Raw genomic sequence first — 18,886 nt, 5'->3', positions numbered from 1 at the left:
CCGCTGACGTTAGCCGATTCCTGGGCCGACGAGGGAACCGACGAAGTACGTGAGCGCCGCGGCCGCGCCGCCGAGGATCAGTTGGCGGAGGCCCGAGTACCACCACGAGCGGCTGGTGACGCGCGAGACGACGGCACCGGCGGCGAAGAGTGCGGTGAGGCTCATGATCAGGGCCGGTACGACGTTGGTCGCGCCGAGCAGGTACGGGAGGAGCGGGATGAAGGCTCCGAGCGCGAAACACACGAACGACGAGCCGGCCGCGACGAGCGGGTTCGGGAGGTCGTTGCGGTCGATGCCGAGTTCCTCGCGGACGTGCTCGTCGAGGGCCTGGTCGGGGTCGGTGTGGAACTGCTTGGCGACCTTCTCGGCGAGGTCCGGGTCGAGACCTTTGGCGCGGTAGGTCTCCGCGAGCTCGATCTCTTCGTCGATCGGATGCCGGGCGATCTCCAGGCGCTCGACCTCGATCTCCGCGCGGGCGAGCTCACGCTGCGAGGCGACCGAGGTGTACTCCCCCGCCGCCATCGAGAACGCACCCGCTGCCAGCCCGGCGAGACCGGCCAGCACGATGAACTTGGAGCCGGACTGGGTGCCGCCGTCCATCCCGGCGATCAGCGCGAAGTTCGAGACGAGCCCGTCCATCGCGCCGAACACGGCCGGCCTGAGCCAGCCGCCATTCACATCCCGGTGCTTGTGGTCACCGTGATGCTCCGCCGAAACCTGCGCTCCCTCAGTCACGAGCCCCATCATTTGGTACGGCGGGCTTCGTGGTTTCCGTGGTCGGCTCCGGTACGGCTTCCTCGCTCACCGGTTCCTCGGGCGCACCTGCGGCCGGTTGGCCGGCGGCGGGGCCGGTGGAGATGTCTTCTTGGCCGGGGTGCTTGCGGAAGCTGATGACCAGGGCGGCCACGGCCAGGACGAAGAGGATGATCGACGTCCAGACGTTCAGGCGGAGGCCCAGGAAGTGGTTGACGGTGTCGATGCGCATGTTCTCGATCCAGGCGCGGCCGGCGCAGTAGGCGGCGACGTAGAGGAAGAATGCGCGGCCGTGGCCGAGGGTGACGCGGCGGCCGAGGAAGATGATCAGGGCCATCACGCCGAGGTTCCAGACGGCTTCGTACAGGAACGTGGGGTGGAAGGTGGCGAACTCGGCGAAGCCGTCGGGGCGGTGCGCCGGGTCGATCTCCAGGCCCCAGGGGCGGGTGGTCGGCTTGCCGAAGAGCTCCTGGTTGAAGTAGTTGCCGAAGCGGCCGAAGATCTGGGCCAGGGCGACGCCGGGGGCGACCGCGTCCAGGACCGGCAGGAACGGGACCTTCGCGCGGCGGCAGGCCAGGTAGGCGCCGAGGACGCCGAAGCCGACCGCGCCCCAGATGCCGAGTCCGCCGTGCCAGATCTTCAGGGCGTCGATCGGGTGCCGGCCTTCGCCGAAGTACAGCTCGGCGTCGGTGGCGACGTGGTAGATGCGCGCGCCGACCAGGCCGAACGGGATCGCCCAGAACATGATGTCGGACAGCACCGTCGGCGAGCCGCCGCGAGCGACCCAGCGCCGGCGGGTCAGCCAGTAGCCGGCGAAGATCCCGGCCAGGATGCACAGCGCGTAGGCACGGATCGGCAGGCCGAGGACATGCCAGACACCCTGGCTGGGACTGGGAATGAACGCCGGCACGATCACGGCGGGGATCAGACTAGACATGGCATCCGGAACGCTACTCGACGGCCCAGCCCAGCGGCCAGGAACCCAGGGTCACGATTCGTGCGCGGGGTGGAGTTCAACTCGCTGCCTTCGCTGCGTCGTCGACCGCCTTCTGCAGGCCCTCCGGCGTCAGATCCTTCGTCTCCAGCTTCTTGCCGTTGACGAAGACCGTCGGCGTACCGGTGACACCACGCGCGTCCGCCGCCTTGCCGACCGACTCGACCCAGCCGGCGTAGGTGTTGTTCTGGACCGCCTGCTGGAACTTCGCGTCGCCGATGCCGAGCTGCTTGCCCAGCTCGATCAGCTGGTCATTCGTCCAGGACTTGCTGAAGTCGCCGTACATCTCGTCGGCGTACGTCAAAGCCTTGCCGTTCGCCGCAGCGGCCGCGAACGCGTTCGCCAGCCGGGGGGACGCGTCCGGGTTCACGAAAGCCAACGGCCAGTACGTGAGTGTCGCCGTACCGTCCGCGACGAGCTTGTCGACCGTTGCCCCGGTCATCTCCTCGAACTCCGCGCAATGCGGGCAGCGGAAGTCCAGGTACAGATCGATCTGCGCCTTCGCACCGGCCTTGCCGACCGTGACACCCTTGCCGTCCTGGCCCGGCCCGGTGATGACGGCCGGCTCGGAGCGCGGCTGGTCGCCGGCCTCGACCTTGGAGTGACCCCGCAGGTACTGGAACCCGACACCGGCCAGCAGGGCCAGCAGGGCCAGCACCAGGACGATCACCACGACGACGCCGGGCGGGACCCGCTTCTTCTGCTCCAGCAGCGGATTGGTGTTGCTCACGGTGCGGTGTCTCCTGTCGTGGTGTTCGGATCGGATTCGAGGGCGAACCTGCTCGACGGCCGGAAGCACAGCCAGATCGCCAGCAGCAGCAGACCGACGTCGCGGAGGATCTCCTCGAGGTACTTCGTCTCGCCGGGATCGACCCGTCCGCCGCCGCCGAAGCAGCCGCAGTCGATGGCGAGGCCGCGGGCCCAGGCAGAGGCAACCGCGGCGATGAACACGACCATGAAAGCACCCGCGGCGGCCGCGGTGTGCCGGACACCGAAACCGAGGATCAACAGCAACCCGATCGCGATCTCCAGGAACGGCAGCCCCCAGCCGACCGGATCGGCCAGGCCGAGCGGCAGGATCTCGTAGGCCCGGACGGCCTGCGCGGCGGTCTCCGGATCGGAGACCTTCAGCGCACCCGCCACCAGCATCACGCCGCCCAGCACCAACCGTGCCACCAGTGAGACCCAGAGCTTCACTGGTTGGCCTCGACCAGCTTCCCGAAGTCGTGCGCCATGTCGCCGATCGCGGCGTTCGACATCCAGAGCACGGTGGCCTTGTCGTCCTTGCCGAAACCGAGCACCTGCGCGCCGTGGCCGACCTCGTAGCCACCCGACGGCAGCTTCTTCATCCCCTCGACCGGTACGCCGACCGCCTGCGCGATGTCCTTGATCGACGGCAACGTGCCGGTCAGGCCGACGAACGCCGGGTCGAAGCGATCCAGGTACTTGCGGATCACCGGCCCGGTGTCCCGGGACGGGTCGGTGGTGATGAACAGCACCTGCACCTGCTTGCGGACCGACTCGTCGAGCTTGGTCAGCGCGGAGGCGACATCGGCCATCACCGTCGGGCACACGTCCGGGCAGTTCGTGTACCCGAAGAAGATCAGCGTGACCGGCTTCTTGGTCGAGGTGACCAGGTTGAACGGGTTCCCGCCGGTGTCGGTCAGCGTGGCCGCGGGCAACTTGTACGGCTGGTCGAGCGTCGCCCCGCGCATCCCGTTCGGGTCCTGGGTGGTGCGAATGATCGCACCACCCGGGTTGTCCGGCTTCTCCTGCTGACCGCCGCAGCCCGCGAGGGCAAGCAGCCCCACCGCGGCTAGCAGAAGCGCCGCGTTCCTGGTTCGACTCACGGCAGGCTCAACGTCCGGCCGCCGCTGACGGTTCCCGGCGAACACCCTCGGCCAGGCTCTCCGTGAGGGATCGCACACCGGCCGGACCTTCACCGTCGAGGAGCCGCTTCACGAACGCCGACCCGACGATGACCGCATCGGTGAACGCACCGATCGCCGCCGCCTGCTCCGCGTTCGAGACGCCGATCCCGACCCCGACCGGCAACCCGGTCGCCGCCTTGGTCCGGGCCACCAACGGCGCGGCCAGATCCGAAGCGGTTTCCCGTACGCCGGTCACTCCCATCACCGCGGTCGCGTAGACGAACCCGCGGCACGCGGCCGTGGTCAGCCGGATCCGCTCGTCGGTCGACGACGGCGAGACCAGGAACACCTTGTCCAGCTCGTTCTTGTCGGCGGCCGCGATCCACTCCGCGGCCTCCTCCGGGATCAGGTCGGGGGTGATCAGCCCCGCTCCCCCGACACCGGCGAAGTCCGTGGCCCAGCGATCGACGCCGTACCGCTCGATGGGGTTCCAGTACGTCATCACGAGCACCGGTACGTCGGAGTACGCGGCGACTGCCTCGACCGTGCGGAGCAGGTCCTTGACCCGGAATCCACCGGCCAGCGCGGCTTCGGCGGCCCGCTGGATCGCGGGACCGTCCATCACCGGGTCGCTGTACGGCAGGCCGATCTCGAGTACGTCGACACCACCGTCGACCAGCGCCTTGATCGCATCCACGCCACCGTCGTACGACGGGTAGCCCGCCGGAAGGTACCCGACCAGGCCCGCGCGGCCCTCGTCGTTCGCCTTCCGGATCGCGGCGCCGGCCTTGCCCAGGGCAACCATTTCACTCATGGCCGGTCTCCCCATCGATCAGCCCGAACCACGAGCTCGCAGTATCCATGTCCTTGTCGCCACGACCGGACAGGTTCACCAGGATGGTGGCGTCCGGGCCCAGCTCCTTGGCGATCTCCAGCGCACCGGCAACCGCGTGCGCCGACTCGATCGCCGGGATGATGCCCTCGGTCCGCGACAGCAGCTTGAACGCCTCCATCGCGTCCGCATCACTGGCCGGCCGGTACGACGCCCGCTTCGTCTCCGCGAGCCACGAGTGCTCCGGACCGACACCGGGATAGTCCAGCCCGGCCGAGATCGAGTGCGACTCGATCGTCTGACCGTCCTCGTCCTGCAACAGGAACGACCGCGCACCATGCAGTACGCCGACCTGTCCGGCCGAGATCGTGGCCGCGTGCCGACCGGTCTCGAACCCGTCACCGCCGGGCTCGATGCCGTACAGCTTCACGTCGGCATCGGGGATGAACGCAGCGAACAGACCAATCGCGTTCGAGCCGCCGCCGACCGAGGCGACCGCGGCGTCGGGGAGCTTGCCGAGCAGTTCGAGCGACTGGGCGCGGGCCTCGTCACCGATACCGCGGACGAAGTCGCGCACCATCGCCGGGAACGGGTGCGCGCCGGCCGCCGTACCGAGCAGGTAGTGGGTCTTGTCGACGCTGGCGACCCAGTCGCGCAGTGCCTCGTTGATCGCGTCCTTCAGCGTCCGGCTGCCGCTCGTCACCGGGATCACCTCGGCGCCGAGCAGCTTCATCCGGGCCACGTTCAGCGCCTGGCGCTGGGTGTCGACCTCGCCCATGTAGACCACGCACTCGAGGTCCAGGTAGGCGCAGGCGGTCGCGGTGGCGACGCCGTGCTGGCCGGCGCCGGTCTCCGCGATCACGCGCGGCTTGCCCATCCGCTTGGTCAGCAACGCCTGCCCGAGCGCGTTGCGGACCTTGTGCGCACCGGTGTGGTTGAGGTCCTCGCGCTTCAGCAGGATGCGCGCCCCGGCCACGTCGGACAGCCGGGTCGCGTCGTACAGCAAACTCGGGACGCCGGCCCACTCGCGCAGCATCCGGTCGAACTCACCGGTGAACTCCGGGTCGGCCATGGCGCTCTTCCAGGCCTGCGTGAGTTCGTCGAGCGGCGCGATCAGCGCCTCCGGCATGAACCGGCCGCCGAAACGGCCGAAGTGCCCGAGCTGGTCGGGCAGCACAGTACTCATCCGACAAAACCTTCCAATCCCGGCCCAAGGCGCGGGAGAGTTGCTGTCCCACGCCGTTTGGACCGGCAGGGAAGGGCTAGTGCCGCTGCTGGATGGCTGGGTGCGATCCGGCGGCGACGAGGTCGGCGACCGAGGCGCGAGGATCGCGGCCGGTCACCAGAGTTTCACCGACGAGGACGACATCGGCCCCGGCGCGCGCGAACTCGATTACATCATGCGGACCCCGGACACCGGACTCCGCCACCCGGACCAGGTTGGACGGGATGGTCGGCGCGATCCGGGCGAACGTGGACCGGTCGACCTCGAGGGTCTTCAGGTTCCGGTTGTTCACGCCGATCAGCTGAGCGCCGGCGTCCACCGCACGCCGGGTCTCCTCCTCGTCGTGCACCTCGACCAGCGGGCAGAGCCCGATCGAGTGCGCCCGCTCGATCAGCGAGACCAGCGCCTCCTGCTCGAGCGCGGCGACGATCAGCAGCGCCATGTCGGCACCGGCCGCCCGCGCCTCCCACAGCTGGTACGAGGAGACGATGAAGTCCTTGCACAGCACCGGTACGTCGACCCGGCCGCGCACCGCGCGCAGGTCGTCCAGGCTGCCGTTGAACCGGCGCTGCTCGGTCAGCACCGAGATCGCCGAGGCGCCACCGGCCTCGTACTCACCGGACAGTGCGGCCGGGTCGGTGATCTCGGCCAGCTCGCCCTTGGAGGGGCTGGACCGCTTCACCTCGGCGATCACCGCGATCCCGTCGCCGCGGAACACCGGCATCGGGTCCTTGGCGTCGGGCTTGCGCTGCGCCTCCAGCTTGAGGTCGTCCAGGCTGACTTGAGCCTGGCGCTCCGCGAGGTCCTCGCGAACCCCGGCGAGAATGTCGTCAAGCACAGTCATGGTCTGTCCGCCCTTCAGTGGTCGTCGGCGGGGACGCCGAAGCCCAGCAGTTGCAGCACCTTGCCGGCCAGTGCGCCCAGCACGACGATCCCGACCGAGATCCAGAACAGCAGCCAGTTCGGTCCGAGCACCATCGCGATGCCACCGACGGTGAACCCGACCAGGATGATCGCCACCGCGGTCCAGGCTGCCGTGCTGTTGCCGTGCGCGTCGTGGGGAGCCTCGTCGCTCACCCGGGTCACCGCTTGATCGGCAGTCGTATTGTCCATGGTTGCCGCCACTCCTCGTCGTCGTCCTGTCCTATTGTGGCGGTTGCCCGCCGCGATCAGAGAGTCGGGTCCTGTCCCGCGTCGATCGCCTTCCATTGATCGGCCCCTTGGTCCGGCTGCTTGCTGGTGGCCGGTGCCCGCTCATACCGATCGGTAGGGCGTTTCCAGCGGTGTGCGGTGAGGACTGCGACCAGACCGGCGAGCAGCAGTGCCACTCCCCCGGCCAGCGCGAGCCACGGAGCCGGTCCGGTGCTCAGCACTACGTTGTCGGTGACCACCTGACTGAGCTCGGGCCGCAGCCGGCTGAGCTCGGTCGTCCCCGGCCGCACCTGCAGCCCGACGCCGATCGCCGCTGCGCCCAGCACTGCGATCAGTACGCCGAGGATGCGGCGGAGCGCCGTACCGGCGAGCTTGGTGACCACGACGGCGACCAGCCCGGCCAGAGCCAGCGTCACAGGCGCTCTGGTGACGCTGTAACCGTTGAAGTCGACCACCGGCCGCCCAGAGCCCGGATCGGCCGTCACCCACGTCAGATAGGCAGACAGAGCCAGTAGAGCCAATGCGCCGAGGGTGAGCAGATCCGCGAGTCGCTGTGGGCGCATCGTCTAGACCTCGGTGAACGTTCCTGCGACGGCGATCGCGTTCAGAACCGCTGCGGCCTTGGTGCGGCACTCCGCATCCTCGGATGCCGGGTCGGAGTCGGCCACGATGCCGGCACCGGCCTGCACATACGCCGTCGAGCCACGCAGTACGGCGGTCCGGATAGCGATCGCGGTGTCCGCGTCACCGGCGAAGTCGAGGTAGCCGACCACACCGCCGTACACGCCGCGGCGGGTCATCTCGAGCTTGTCGATGATCTCCATCGCGCGCGGCTTCGGGGCGCCAGACAAGGTGCCGGCCGGGAAGGTCGCGGTGAGCGCGTCGAACGCGGTCTTACCGGCGGCGAGCTGGCCGGTGACGGTCGACTCCAGGTGCATGACGTGGCTGTAGCGGCGCACGTCCATGAAGTCGATCACCTCGACCGTGCCGGGCACGCAGACCTTGCCGACGTCGTTGCGGCCGAGGTCGACCAGCATCAGGTGCTCGGCGCGCTCCTTGGCGTCGGCGCGCAACTCCTCTTCGAGAGCGTGGTCCTCCTCCGGCGTCGCACCGCGACGACGGGTGCCGGCGATCGGGTGCACGATCACCTTGTTGTCGGTGACCTTCACCAGCGCCTCAGGGCTGGAGCCGACGATGTCGAAACCGTCCAGGCGGACCAGGTACATGTAGGGGCTCGGGTTGGACCGACGGAGCACCCGGTAGATGTCGAGTGCGGACGCGGTCGTCTGCAGCTCGAAGCGCTGGGAGACGACGATCTGGAACGCCTCGCCGGCCCGGATCTCCTCCTTGGCCGTCTCGACGGCCTCCCGGTACTCCACGCTCGAGCGCTGCCGGTGCGGGTCCGGCTCGGCGCCACGGTCCGCACGGACGACGTACGACGGGGTGGGCCGCGCGAGGTCGGCCTCCATCGCGTCCAGCCGGCGAACCGCATCGGCGTACGCGTCGTCGACCCGCTCGTCGGTGTCGTCCCAGTTGATCGCATTCGCGATCAGCCAGATCTCACCGGTCTCGTGGTCGAGCGCCGCCAGGTCGGTCGCGAACAGGAACGTCAGCTCGGGCAGCCCGAGGTCGTCAGTCGTTGTATCCGGCAACTTCTCCAGCCGGCGCACAGCGTCGTACCCGAGGAAGCCGACCATGCCACCGGTCAGCGGCGGCAGATCCGGCAGCCGCGGCGTGTGCAGGATCTCGAGCGTCTCGCGCAACGCCTTGAGCGGATCACCGGTCGGCGGCAGGCCGACCGGCGGGTTACCCGTCCACACCGCCTGCCCGTCCCGCTCAGTCAGCGTCGCAGCCGACCGCACCCCGATGAACGAGTACCGCGACCAGACGCCACCGTTCTCCGCGGACTCCAGCAGGAAGGTGCCTTCACGCTCGGCGGCAAGCTTGCCGTACACCCCGATCGGCGTCTCGGCGTCAGCGAGCAGCCGACGAGTCACCGGGATCACCCGGCGATCCTTCGCGTAGTCGCGGAATGTGTCGAGATCCGGGGTGTTCATGCCGTCACCTCGATCGTCCCGTGCTCGAAGCAGCTCCGAGTGCCGGTGTGACAGGCCGGCCCTTCCTGGTCGACGAGCACCAGCAGGGTGTCGGCGTCACAGTCCACGAGGATCTCCTTGACGTGCTGACGATGACCGCTGGTCTCGCCCTTCACCCAGTACTCCTGACGGCTCCGCGACCAGAACGTACTCCGCCCGGTCGCCGCCGTCCGGCGCACAGCCTCGGCGTCCATCCAGCCCACCATCAGGACCTCACGCGTGTCGTGCTGCTGCACCACCGCCGGGATCAGCCCAGCCGCATCGAAGGTCAGCTCGTCGATACTCACTCACCTATTGTCACCGATGCCACGGACACTCTTGACCAGACCCTGACAGGATGGGACGCATGACGACTGCGCATCCGGTGATCGACGGCCACAACGACCTGCCGATTGCGTTCTACGAGTTGTGTCAGTACGACCTGGATGCGCATGACTTGGGTGGGTCGGTGCCGCAGTTGCATACCGATCTGCCACGGCTGCGGGCTGGGAATGTGGGGGCGCAGTTCTGGTCGTTGTGGGTGCCGCAGGACGAGCACGCGGTACGGCGGACGTTCGAGCAGCTGGATTTTGTGCACCAGTTGGTACGGCGGTTTCCGGAGGCGCTGGAGTTGGCGGTGACTGCGGATGAGGTGGAGGCGGCGATCAAGGCGGGGCGGGTGGCTTCGCTGATGGGGATGGAGGGCGGGTACTCGATCGGAGAGTCGCTCGGCGTGCTGAGGACCATGCGCACGCTGGGTGTGCGGTACATGACGCTCACCCATAACAACAACGTTCCGTGGGCGGACTCCGCGACTGACAAGCCGGTGCTGGGTGGATTGAACGAGTTCGGTGAGCAGGTGGTTCGGGAGATGAACCGGATCGGCATGCTGGTCGACCTGTCCCACGTGTCGGCCGACACGATGCGGCATGCGCTCCGGGTGACGAGTGCGCCGGTGATCTTCAGCCACTCGTCGGCGCGGGCGGTCTGCGACGTACCGCGGAACGCACCGGACGACGTACTGGAGACGCTGACCGGTAACGACGGTGTCTGCATGGTCACCTTCGTGCCGTACTTCATTTCACAGGAGTACGTCGACTGGGTGGCCGGTGCGCTCGAGACTGCGGATTCGCTCGGGCTGGACAAGAACGACCTCGCGCAGCACGATCAGGTCGTCGAGGCCTACGGCAAGCCGAAGCCGTTGGCCTCGCTGGCCGATGTGGTCAAGCATGTGGAGCACGTGCGCGAGGTGGCCGGGATCGATCATGTCGGGCTGGGCGGCGACTACGACGGGGTTCCCGAGACGCCCGTCGACCTGCCGGACGTTTCGTCGTACCCGAAGTTGTTCGAGGCCCTGGCCGAGCGGAAGTGGAGCGACCAGGACCTCGCAAAGCTTGCCGGAGGCAACATTCTTCGCGTACTGCGCGCTGCCGACGACGTCGCGGTCTAGGCGTCCCGGCGCAGGTCGCGCAGGTCGGGCTGCCGGATGAACCCGGCGGCCTCGTAGGTGGCCACTGCACCCACGTTGAACGCAGGGGTGCACGTGTAGGCGCTCGACGCGCCCATCTGCTGCAGGTGGTACGCGGCGGCGACAGTGATCGCTTCGCCGTAGCCCCGGCCGCGGTGCAGCCGGTGCACCCCCATTGGCTCCAGGTACCCCGGCTTGCCTTCACCGGCGGACCACACCGTGACGGCTGCCACCGACTCCCCCAGCTGGTTGCGTCCGACCAGGCAGCGCGCGTCGGCGTACGGGATCCCGTCCGCCATCGCGAACCAGCGCTCATTGGTGAACGTGGACCCGTCGAACGACTCCCGCTGCACAGTGACGCGCTCATGCGCCTCCTCCGCACCGATCACATCCACCCGCAGCTCCGGCAACGGCACCGGCTCACTCAGGTCTCGCCGTACCGGCACCCACGGGTCCTCCAACTGCCACCCGGCCGCGGACAGCAGGTCCTTCACCGCAGAACCAGGCGGTGACTCAACAAACACCTGCCCCTCGATCAGTACGCCGCGCGCCGGGTCAGCGACATCCGCAGCCACCTGCTCGGCCAGCTCCGCGTCCTGCAGCAGAGCCGGGTCGAACGCGATCCGCACCAGATCAGCCTCGTCCAGCAGCCCCAGTGCGACGAGCCCGCCGTCCCGCGACCAGGTCCGAATCGCCGCCGCGGTCTGCTCCGCCCCGAACCGCCAGTACCACCCGATGTCCCCCGGATGCAGCTGTCGCGGGGTGTCCTCGCCCTGCCAGTCGCGCAGCGCGGTCACCACGTCACGCAGCCCGTCGACAGTCGGTGTAGCCATCTCAATTGCCATCCCCCGATCCCACACCATCCACCCCAAACCCCCACACCGCCCCCACCTCCGCCCCCACTCCCCAAAGGTGGGTCGCCGTGTCTTTGTGCGCGAACCGCATCCTTGAGAACCCACCGACCATTGAAACGCCTCCCAAACGGTTGGTGGGTGCACAAAGACGCGGTACGTGCACAAAGAGAAGGCGACCCACCTTTGAGCGGATTGGGTGGCGGGGCGGGGGCGGGGGCGGGCTGGGGTGAGGCGGAGTTATCCACAGGTGTGGGGATCTGGGTGGCGGTGGGGTCGGAGGTGGTGGAAGGTGGCGGGCATGGAGGGACTTGAGATTGTTCAGCGGCCGGTGCGGCGGGAAGTGCTGTTGGGGACGGGGCTGAGTGACTCCGACCTGCGAAGGCTTGTGCGGCAGGGAAAGCTCCACCATCACCACGGGCACTACCTCGACGGCACCATCGCCGCGGAGCGCGCGATCAGCGCGTGTGCTCAGGCAGCGCATCCGGGTTCGGTCGTGAGCCACTTCAGTGCTGCCCGACTCGCGGGTCTCAGTACCTGGGTCGACAGAGCACGCACCACAGCACCTCCGTACGACGCCGCCTGGCTGACCCGGCCGCCGGACTCGAAGCGGAATCAGCGGCGCCCGGACATCGTCGTACGGCGGGCCGGTCTCGTCCCCGATGACCTTTCGCAGCACGGCTGGCTGCCGGTCACCAGAACCGCCAGAACCGTGGTGGATCTCGCCCGGGAGTTACCGGCCCGCGAGGCGATCGTCACCGTCGACGACGCGCTGCGGGCCGGTACGACGGTGGCCGAGCTGACCGCGGTTCTCGAGCGCCAGGGGCAGTGGCCCGGTGTACGACGTGCGCGGGCGACGATCATGTTCGGTGATGCGCGCGCGGAGTCGCCCCTGGAGTCGATCGCCCGAATGAGATGTGCGGCCGGCGGACTACCGGCCCCGGAGCTTCAGGTGCAGTTCTTCGACGGATTCCGATGGATGCTGGAGCGGGTCGATCTGTGGTGGCCGGAGTTCCGCACCGCCGCCGAGGTCGACGGCCTCGCGAAGTACGACGCTGCGACCCCCGCGGAGCGCCGACGGCTACTCCGTCTTGCCCATCGACGTGACCAGGTGCTCGGTGATCGAGGGATCGAGCTCGTCCACTTCGGCTGGGAAGACTCCGTCGCCCCGCGATCGGACTTCATCCCCCGCCTGCACGCCGCGTTCGACCGCGGCCGCGCCCGCCCCGGCCCACCCCCCATCTGGCGCGTCGCCCCCACCTACACCCACCTCGCGGCCTAGCCACACGCCCGCTGCTCTTTGTGCACCCCACTCATCTTTGAGAACCCACCAACCACGCAGAGCCCCAGAAAATGACTGGTGGGTGCACAAAGATGGCTCTCGTGCACAAAGAGAAGGCGACCCATCTTTGGGCACGTGGGTCGGGGGAAATGGGTGGTGGGTGCCCAAAGTGGGGGTTTGGGGTACTGGCAGTCGGGCACGGGGTGGGTTCAGTGATGTCTAGAGGTTGGAGCTGTTGTGCTTACCCTGACTGAGAACGCGACTTTGGTGATCAAGAGCATCACCGGGGTCGAGGGTGCGCCGGAGGGGGCCGGAGTGCGGATCTCGCAGGAGAATCCGGCGGATCCGGCGCTGGCGGTGACGACGACGGAAGCGCCACGCCCGGGTGACCAGGTGGTCGAAGAGGCCGGGGCACGGGTGTTCCTCGAGCAGAACGCCGCGAACGCGCTGGATGACAAGATCCTCGACGCAGCCGTCGACGACAAGGGCGGCGTCGAGTTCCTGCTGGTACCGCAGCCTGGTGCCGGCCGGGAGAACGGGGCTGCTCCGACTCCCTGAGCCCAGGTACGACGGGACACCAACCTGACTGTGGTGTCGCGGGGTACCTGATCCGGGCGCGGCTGGTTCGACCTCCCAGGAACCGGCCGCGCCCTGGGGTGTCTAGAGGGCACTCCGCTGAGCTATCCAGCTCTCGTGCAGACGTGAGTAGACACCGCCTGCAGTGACGAGCTCTGCGTGCGGTCCGCGCTCGACAACCTCACCGTTGTCGAACACCAGCACCTCGTCAGCCGCTTCAGCCGTGGACAGGCGGTGCGCGATGGTGACCGACGTACGGCCGCTCATCAGCCGCTCCAGCGCCGCATTGACCCGGACCTCGGTACCGGGGTCGACCGCGGAGGTCGCCTCGTCCAGGACGAGCAGGTCGGGGTCGGCGATGTTCGCCCGGACCAGTGCGACCAGCTGACGCTCACCGGCGGACAGGGACTCACCACGCTGGCCGACCGCGGACTCCAGCCCGTCGGGCAGCGACTCCAGCCAGTCGGTGAGGCCGAGTGACTCGAAAGCGGCCAGCAACTCCGCATCCGTCACCTCGGGCCGGCCGAACCGCACGTTCTCGGCCAGGGACGCGTCGAACAGGTAGCCGTCCTGCGGCACCATCACGACCCGCTCCCGCAGCGACTCGAACGAGATCTCGCGCGCATCCACCCCATCGAGCCGCACGGCACCCGACGTCGGGTCCATCAACCGCGTGAGCAGCTTCGCGAACGTCGTCTTGCCGGATCCGGTCTCCCCCACGACCGCGACCCGCCGATGCGGCTCCAGCCGGACGTCGACATCACGCAGTACCAGCTCGCCTTCGGGGTAGGCGAAGTCCACGTCCGCGAACTCGACCGTGATCGGTCCGCGCGCTTGCTTCACCCCGTCCTCGCCCGGGTCGACCACATCGGCCGGAGTGTTGATGACACCGAGCACTCGCCGCCAGCCGGCGAAGGCGCTCTGCGCATCGGTCAGCACCTGGGTGGCGATCTGCACCGGGTCGGAGAACAACGCGACCAGGAACATGAACGCGAGAATCTCGCCCAGCGTCGCCTGACCGTCCACTCCGAGCAACACACCCGCCGTCAGGACTCCAGCGTTCGCCAGACCGGCCGCCAGACCGCCGATCGAGAAGGTGATCCCGGTCAGCGTCTGCGCACTGGTCGCCGTACGGCGGTAGTCGTCGACTGTCGCGTCGATCCGGGCCTGCGTCCGTTGCTCGATCGCGTACGCGCGCACCACCTGGGCACCGACGACCGGCTCGGCAACCGCGGACAGCATCTCGCCGACCTTGGCCCGGACCACGCCGTACGCGGCGGACATCCGCTTCTGCAGTGCGCGCAGGCTGGCGAAGAGCGGGATGAAGCAGACCAGCACCACCAGAGCGAGCTGCCACGAGTAGACGAACATCACCACGGTCGCCAGCAGCATCTGCCCGAGGCTGACCAGGAAGATGAACCCACCGAACTGCAGGAACTGCGACACGGTGTCCACGTCCGACGTGACCCGGCTGACCAGTGCGCCGCGTCGCTCAGTGCTCTGCGTCAGCACCGGCAGATCGTGCACGTGCCGGAACGCCTTGATCCGCATGGTCGACAGTCCGCGCTCTGAGTTGACTGCGAGCCGCACAGTCGTCAGGTACGACGCTCCGGCGGTCACCACGATCCCGACAGCACAGACGGCGACCATCCACGCCACGAACGACCTGTCCGGCCCACCTGGACCGGACAGGCCCTTGTCGATGGTCTGCTGGACAGCGATCGGGATGACGATCCGCCCGGCGGTCATGGTCAGCGCCAGCAGCGCAGTGACCCACCAGCCCTGGACCAGCTCGGGTGAGATGCGCAGACCCTGCCGCAGCGTCTCCAGACCACCAGCGTCATCGCCATGATCCATCCGAGTCGCTTCAGCCGCGCTCATGCCTTCACTCCGTCCAGATCATCAAGCTCTTCGTCCAGCTCGGCTTCTTCCTGCCGGCGCTCGGCGTCCTTCTCGTAGGCGTCCACCAGGTCCCTGTACGCCGCCGATGTCTCCTGCAGCTCGGTGTGCGTGCCCTGCGCCGCGATACGGCCCTCGTCGAGGAACAGCACCTCGTCGGCGAGTGAGATGGTCGCCTTCCGGTACGCGATCACCAGGACAGTCGTCGCAGCGCTGGCGTCCTCCTGCACCACGGACCGCAGTCCGGCCAGAATCCGCGCCTCGACCTGCGGGTCCACCGCACTGGTCGCGTCATCCAGGATCAGCAGGCGCGGCCGCCGTACCAGCGCTCTGGCCAGTGCGATGCGCTGTCGCTGCCCACCGGACAGGGTCGTCCCGCGCTCACCGACCTTGGTGTCCAGCCCGTTCGGCAGCGCCTTCACGAATCCGTCGCCCTGCGCGATCCGCAAGGCGTCCCAGATGTCCTCGTCGGTGTATTCACCGCCCAGCGTGATGTTGCCGCGGATGCTGTCGTCGAACAGGAACGCCGTCTGCGCCACCAGCGCCACGGAGTCCGCCAGCTCACCCTGGGCCAACCCACGCAGGTCCGTGCCGTCGACCTTGACCGAGCCCTCTTCGGGATCGACCAGTCTGGTCAGCAGCGTGGTCATCGTCGACTTCCCCGCGCCGGTCGGTCCCACCACCGCGACAGTCCGGCCGGGCTCGACGGTGAACTCCATCCCGCTCAGTACGTCGCGATCCGGCAGGTACCCGAACCGCAGTCCGGTCACATCCAGCCGGGCCGCGGTCTTCGACGTCAGCCGGTCCTCGCCGTACTCCATGCCACCCTCGGCGGTCAGCACGCGCCGCACCCGGTCCCAACCGACCACGGACCGCGGCAGCTCACCCAGCACCCAGCCCAGCGCCCGGATCGGGAAACCGATCAGCGTGAACAGGAACGCCACCTGTACGACGTCGCCCGCATCCGCCGCGCCCGAGCGCACCCGGCCGACGCCGACCAGCAGCACGATCAGCACGCCGATGCGGGGCAGTGCGTCGATCACGGGGTCGAACATGCCGCGGGCCTTGTTCACCGCGATGTTCGCGTCCCGCAGCGCGTACGTCGGAGTCCGGAAGCGCTCGGTCTCCGCAGCCTCGCGGCCGAGCGTCTTGACCACCAGTGCGCCGTCGAATGACTCGTGCGCGACCTCGGAGACATCTGCTCGCAGCTGCTGCGCCCGCGTCGCCAGTGGTTGCAGGACTCGCTGGAAGATCACGTTGGCGACGAAGACCAGCGGGAAGACCAGACAGCCGACCAGTGCGAGCCAGACATCGGCCATGAACATCGCCACGGTCGCGAAGGCCAGCATCGCGAGCACACCGATCGCCATCGGCAGCGGTGCGATCACGAACCAGATCGACTCGACATCCGCGTTCGCGTTGGACAGCAGCTGACCGGTCGGGTGCTTGTGGTGCCACTCCAGCGGCAGCTTCTGGTACTGCCGGGTGACCCGGCGCCGGTACGTCGCCTGCAGCCGGAACTGCATCACGCCGGCACCGACGCGTCGGCCGACCACGCCGATGGCACGCAGGATGGCGATTCCGAGGAAGAGCGAGACGAGCGCGGCCAGTGCACCGAAGGTGGTGTCACCGCGCTCGAGGGCCGGCCGGATCACGTGGTCGGTGGCCCAGCCCAGCGCCCAGCCGTCGGCCACCGTCATCGCGCCGTACAGCATGCTGAACGCCACCGAGAGCGCGAAGACCCACGGCTCCTCCCAGATGGCCACCCGCAGGACCGCGAACCCACGCCGGGTTGCGCTCCCCTTGTCTGGGACTTTCGGCACGGGCAAGAGACACTCCAGGACAGTCAGGTGCGAACTGCAGTCACAATCATGACAACGATTGACATTCTGCCATTCCCCACCGACAACTACGATCAGATATGTGACCGACTACAGCCGGGTAGAGCGACTTGCACTGTGTGACCTCTTCGACGCGCTAGGACCGGACCAGCCGACGCTGTGTGACGGCTGGACGACGTACGACCTGGCTGTGCACCTGTACGTCCGGGAGACCGACCCGATGGCCGGGCCGGGGATCATGATCTCCGCGTTCGCCGACACCACCGAGAAGCGGATGGAGCGGGCGAAGGCGAAGTACGGGTTCACCGGAGTGGTCGACAAGGTCCGCAACGGGCCGCCGCGCGCCTCGATCTACGGGCTGCCGCTGATCGGGCACCAGCTGAACACCACCGAGTACCTGGTGCACCACGAGGACGTCCGCCGCGCGCAGCCGTCGTTCACCGTGCGCACGCTGCCGGCCGAGCAGCAGGCGGGGCTGTGGAAGGGCCTCAAGGTGGGCGGTCGCGCGATGGCCCGCAAGGCGTCCACCGGCCTCGTGCTGCAGCTCCCCGACGGCCGCTCGACGGTCGCGAAGCCGCCCAGCAACGGCCGGTCGGTGACCGTCATCGGTGAGCCCGTCGAGCTGGTGCTGTTCTGCTTCGGGCGGCAGCAGGTCGCCGACGTTCAGCTCGAGGGTGACGCAGCGCTCATCGACGAGCTGAAGACCACGTCATTCGGCTTCTGAGGCGGTGCCGCGCTTGCGGCGCGCCTTCTGGATCAGGCTGCTGACCACGGTGACCAGCACCACCAGCACGATCGCGGCCACGACGCCTTGCCACGGCTCGGGGAACAGCGCGTAGCCGAGTAGCCCGATGGCCATGTAGACCGCGGCCCACAGCGACGACGCGGCCAGGTCGACCAGTGCGAACCGCTCCCAGCGGTAGCCGGCCAGTCCGGCTGCCAGCAGCACCGGCACGCGTCCACCAGGGATGAGCCGCGAGGTCAGCAGTACGCCGATCTCGTGCTCGGACAGGCGGTCCCGGAGTGCGTCCAGGCGCTCGTTGTCGCGCAACCACCCGACTCGCTTCGCGAGCTTCTCACCACCGAACCGGCACCCGGCGTACACGATCAGGTCGCCGACATAGGCACCTGCGGCACCGGCGATGAGCACTCCGAGCAGACCGATCGGAGTGCTGTGTGACGCCAGTACGGCGCCCGCCGAGACCGCAGCGCCAGTCGGCAGCACCGGCAGCACGGCGCCGATCAGCACGGCACCGGCGAGGGCAAACAGGTACCAGAGGTCGAAGTTCGCGTCACCTGTCATCCGGCCACCTCGGTCGACTCTCCTGGTTCCAACAGATTCACCTGCACAGCAGGATCCAGCTGAGCCATGGCGGCCCGGAACTGGTCCCCCGGCGCCAGGAACATCTCAGGCCGCACCCGGTCGAACCCGATCGGCCAGAACGTCCCGAAATGCACCGGAACCGCCACACTCGCGCCAACTCGCTGAACAGCCTCAGCGGCCCGCGCGGGGTTCAAGTGCCCAGGGCCGAGATTCGGTCCCCATCCGCCGACCGGGACCAGCGCTACATCGACAGGACCCGCCTCGGCGGCCAGATCGTCGTACAGGTCGGTGTCCCCGGCGAACCAGACGCTCGGGGCGCTGTCGACGCGGTAGCCAACCGCAGGCCCCTTGTACGACGACCACGGCAGTCGTCGGCCGTCATGGTGCGCGGTGATCACGGTGATGTCGAGTGAACCGATCCTGATCTGATGGCCGGGCGCCACCTCGATACAGCGATCCGAGAAGGCCGCACCGTAGTCATGGTGGATCAGCCGAGCCGCACCCCGCGGTACGACGAGTGCTGCGTCCCGAGCGACCAGTGGCAGCGAGGTGAGGTGCAGGTGGTCAGCGTGCATATGTGAAACGAGCACTGCGTCGCAGTGACCGGCCTCCGGCGTCGGTGCGGGTCCACGGCGGCGACGGAGGTGAGCGATGCGTGAGGTCAGTACCGGGTCGGTCAGTAGCCGGGTGCCGTCCGCCTCGATGGTGGTGGTCGCATGCCCCCACCAGGTGATCCGCACGCT

At 68.4% G+C, this 18,886-nt stretch carries 21 protein-coding genes; 4 read left to right on the top strand and 17 right to left on the bottom strand.

The genetic code is table 11. The annotated features are described in order from the left end of the window. Positions 1-9: 9 nt before the first annotated feature. From ACFTSF_RS29585 to hisI, 12 genes are all read right to left on the bottom strand, one after another. The gene (locus ACFTSF_RS29585) at positions 10-735 is read right to left on the bottom strand and encodes a VIT1/CCC1 transporter family protein (protein WP_380157419.1); all 726 of its coding nucleotides are present in this window, start codon (positions 733-735) and stop codon (positions 10-12) included. After that, positions 728-1,690 (bottom strand): prolipoprotein diacylglyceryl transferase, encoded by a 963-nt coding sequence (gene lgt / locus ACFTSF_RS29580; protein ID WP_380157417.1) that lies wholly within the window; start codon positions 1,688-1,690, stop codon positions 728-730. The genes ACFTSF_RS29585 and lgt overlap by 8 nt, the downstream gene beginning before the upstream one ends. Before the next feature lie 76 nt (positions 1,691-1,766). Continuing rightward, positions 1,767-2,477 carry a DsbA family protein gene (locus ACFTSF_RS29575; RefSeq protein WP_380157415.1) on the bottom strand — a complete coding sequence of 237 codons (711 nt, stop codon included), beginning with the start codon at positions 2,475-2,477 and terminating at the stop codon, positions 1,767-1,769. Next, positions 2,474-2,923, bottom strand: coding sequence for a MauE/DoxX family redox-associated membrane protein (locus tag ACFTSF_RS29570; protein WP_344165740.1), 450 nt, complete (start codon positions 2,921-2,923; stop codon positions 2,474-2,476). Before ACFTSF_RS29570 ends, ACFTSF_RS29575 begins: the two co-directional genes overlap by 4 nt. Positions 2,924-2,940: 17 nt before the next feature. Beyond that, entirely contained in the window at positions 2,941-3,597 is a 657-nt protein-coding gene (locus ACFTSF_RS29565; RefSeq protein ID WP_380157413.1) for an SCO family protein, read from the bottom strand. A 7-nt stretch (positions 3,598-3,604) separates the two neighbouring features. Then, positions 3,605-4,432 carry a tryptophan synthase subunit alpha gene (trpA, locus tag ACFTSF_RS29560; protein WP_380157411.1) on the bottom strand — a complete coding sequence of 276 codons (828 nt, stop codon included), beginning with the start codon at positions 4,430-4,432 and terminating at the stop codon, positions 3,605-3,607. Continuing rightward, positions 4,425-5,636 (bottom strand): tryptophan synthase subunit beta, encoded by a 1,212-nt coding sequence (gene trpB, locus ACFTSF_RS29555; RefSeq protein ID WP_380157409.1) that lies wholly within the window; start codon positions 5,634-5,636, stop codon positions 4,425-4,427. The genes trpA and trpB overlap by 8 nt, the downstream gene beginning before the upstream one ends. 76 nt (positions 5,637-5,712) lie before the next feature. Further along, on the bottom strand, positions 5,713-6,519 hold the full coding sequence (gene trpC, locus ACFTSF_RS29550) for an indole-3-glycerol phosphate synthase TrpC (protein ID WP_344165752.1): 807 nt from the start codon (positions 6,517-6,519) through the stop codon (positions 5,713-5,715). A 14-nt stretch (positions 6,520-6,533) separates the two neighbouring features. After that, on the bottom strand, positions 6,534-6,788 hold the full coding sequence (locus ACFTSF_RS29545; RefSeq protein WP_344165756.1) for an HGxxPAAW family protein: 255 nt from the start codon (positions 6,786-6,788) through the stop codon (positions 6,534-6,536). 56 nt (positions 6,789-6,844) lie between these two features. After that, on the bottom strand, positions 6,845-7,390 hold the full coding sequence (locus ACFTSF_RS29540; RefSeq protein WP_380157406.1) for a Trp biosynthesis-associated membrane protein: 546 nt from the start codon (positions 7,388-7,390) through the stop codon (positions 6,845-6,847). 3 nt (positions 7,391-7,393) lie between these two features. Continuing rightward, a complete protein-coding gene (locus tag ACFTSF_RS29535; RefSeq protein ID WP_380157404.1) occupies positions 7,394-8,884 on the bottom strand; it encodes an anthranilate synthase component I in 1,491 nt (496 codons plus the stop codon). After that, positions 8,881-9,210: a phosphoribosyl-AMP cyclohydrolase gene (gene hisI, locus ACFTSF_RS29530; protein WP_344165765.1), complete on the bottom strand. Its 330-nt coding sequence runs from the start codon at positions 9,208-9,210 to the stop codon at positions 8,881-8,883. Before hisI ends, ACFTSF_RS29535 begins: the two co-directional genes overlap by 4 nt. Before the next feature lie 59 nt (positions 9,211-9,269). Here hisI and ACFTSF_RS29525 point away from each other — a divergent pair, with 59 nt between their 5' ends. Next, a complete protein-coding gene (locus tag ACFTSF_RS29525; RefSeq protein WP_380157402.1) occupies positions 9,270-10,352 on the top strand; it encodes a dipeptidase in 1,083 nt (360 codons plus the stop codon). Here ACFTSF_RS29525 and ACFTSF_RS29520 read toward each other — a convergent pair. After that, entirely contained in the window at positions 10,349-11,215 is an 867-nt protein-coding gene (locus tag ACFTSF_RS29520) for a GNAT family N-acetyltransferase (protein WP_380157400.1), read from the bottom strand. The genes ACFTSF_RS29525 and ACFTSF_RS29520 overlap by 4 nt on opposite strands. A 307-nt stretch (positions 11,216-11,522) precedes the next feature. Between ACFTSF_RS29520 and ACFTSF_RS29515 the strand changes: the two genes are divergently transcribed. After that, positions 11,523-12,503, top strand: coding sequence for a hypothetical protein (locus tag ACFTSF_RS29515; RefSeq protein ID WP_380157398.1), 981 nt, complete (start codon positions 11,523-11,525; stop codon positions 12,501-12,503). A gap of 237 nt (positions 12,504-12,740) precedes the next feature. Continuing rightward, entirely contained in the window at positions 12,741-13,061 is a 321-nt protein-coding gene (locus ACFTSF_RS29510; RefSeq protein WP_344164455.1) for a Fe-S cluster assembly protein HesB, read from the top strand. Between the two features lie 102 nt (positions 13,062-13,163). Here the strand turns inward: ACFTSF_RS29510 and ACFTSF_RS29505 are convergent, their stop codons facing one another. Both ACFTSF_RS29505 and ACFTSF_RS29500 read right to left on the bottom strand, forming a co-directional pair. Beyond that, complete coding sequence (locus ACFTSF_RS29505) at positions 13,164-14,960, bottom strand: ABC transporter ATP-binding protein (protein WP_380157396.1); 1,797 nt, start codon at positions 14,958-14,960, stop codon at positions 13,164-13,166. After that, positions 14,957-16,801 (bottom strand): ABC transporter ATP-binding protein, encoded by a 1,845-nt coding sequence (locus ACFTSF_RS29500; RefSeq protein ID WP_380157394.1) that lies wholly within the window; start codon positions 16,799-16,801, stop codon positions 14,957-14,959. Before ACFTSF_RS29500 ends, ACFTSF_RS29505 begins: the two co-directional genes overlap by 4 nt. Positions 16,802-16,901: 100 nt before the next feature. Between ACFTSF_RS29500 and ACFTSF_RS29495 the strand changes: the two genes are divergently transcribed. Beyond that, positions 16,902-17,543: a TIGR03085 family metal-binding protein gene (locus tag ACFTSF_RS29495; RefSeq protein WP_380157392.1), complete on the top strand. Its 642-nt coding sequence runs from the start codon at positions 16,902-16,904 to the stop codon at positions 17,541-17,543. On the opposite strand, the gene ACFTSF_RS29490 is transcribed toward ACFTSF_RS29495, so the two are convergent. Then, a complete protein-coding gene (locus tag ACFTSF_RS29490) occupies positions 17,529-18,122 on the bottom strand; it encodes a DedA family protein (protein ID WP_380157390.1) in 594 nt (197 codons plus the stop codon). The two genes, ACFTSF_RS29495 and ACFTSF_RS29490, sit on opposite strands and share 15 nt — an antisense overlap. Continuing rightward, the gene (locus ACFTSF_RS29485; RefSeq protein ID WP_380157389.1) at positions 18,119-18,883 is read right to left on the bottom strand and encodes an MBL fold metallo-hydrolase; all 765 of its coding nucleotides are present in this window, start codon (positions 18,881-18,883) and stop codon (positions 18,119-18,121) included. The genes ACFTSF_RS29490 and ACFTSF_RS29485 overlap by 4 nt, the downstream gene beginning before the upstream one ends. Positions 18,884-18,886 lie beyond the last annotated feature (3 nt).

Origin of the sequence: Kribbella sp. NPDC056951 (assembly GCF_042674205.1) — a bacterium.
Taxonomy (GTDB): Bacteria; Actinomycetota; Actinomycetes; order Propionibacteriales; family Kribbellaceae; genus Kribbella; species Kribbella yunnanensis.
Note: the sequence above shows the minus strand (reverse complement) of the source record. Positions and strands in the feature narration are given on the sequence as shown.

Bases quoted from the DNA above. Each gene is read 5' to 3' on its own strand.
- trpC (WP_344165752.1), bottom strand. From the start codon at position 6,519: ATGACTGTGCTTGACGACATTCTCGCCGGGGTTCGCGAGGACCTCGCG.
- lgt (WP_380157417.1), bottom strand. From the start codon at position 1,690: ATGTCTAGTCTGATCCCCGCCGTGATCGTGCCGGCGTTCATTCCCAGT.
- trpA (WP_380157411.1), bottom strand. From the start codon at position 4,432: ATGAGTGAAATGGTTGCCCTGGGCAAGGCCGGCGCCGCGATCCGGAAG.
- ACFTSF_RS29540 (WP_380157406.1), bottom strand. From the start codon at position 7,390: ATGCGCCCACAGCGACTCGCGGATCTGCTCACCCTCGGCGCATTGGCT.
- ACFTSF_RS29525 (WP_380157402.1), top strand. From the start codon at position 9,270: ATGACGACTGCGCATCCGGTGATCGACGGCCACAACGACCTGCCGATT.
- ACFTSF_RS29520 (WP_380157400.1), bottom strand. From the start codon at position 11,215: ATGGCAATTGAGATGGCTACACCGACTGTCGACGGGCTGCGTGACGTG.
- ACFTSF_RS29505 (WP_380157396.1), bottom strand. From the start codon at position 14,960: ATGAGCGCGGCTGAAGCGACTCGGATGGATCATGGCGATGACGCTGGT.
- ACFTSF_RS29490 (WP_380157390.1), bottom strand. From the start codon at position 18,122: ATGACAGGTGACGCGAACTTCGACCTCTGGTACCTGTTTGCCCTCGCC.
- ACFTSF_RS29545 (WP_344165756.1), bottom strand. From the start codon at position 6,788: ATGGACAATACGACTGCCGATCAAGCGGTGACCCGGGTGAGCGACGAG.
- ACFTSF_RS29535 (WP_380157404.1), bottom strand. From the start codon at position 8,884: ATGAACACCCCGGATCTCGACACATTCCGCGACTACGCGAAGGATCGC.
- trpB (WP_380157409.1), bottom strand. From the start codon at position 5,636: ATGAGTACTGTGCTGCCCGACCAGCTCGGGCACTTCGGCCGTTTCGGC.
- ACFTSF_RS29515 (WP_380157398.1), top strand. From the start codon at position 11,523: ATGGAGGGACTTGAGATTGTTCAGCGGCCGGTGCGGCGGGAAGTGCTG.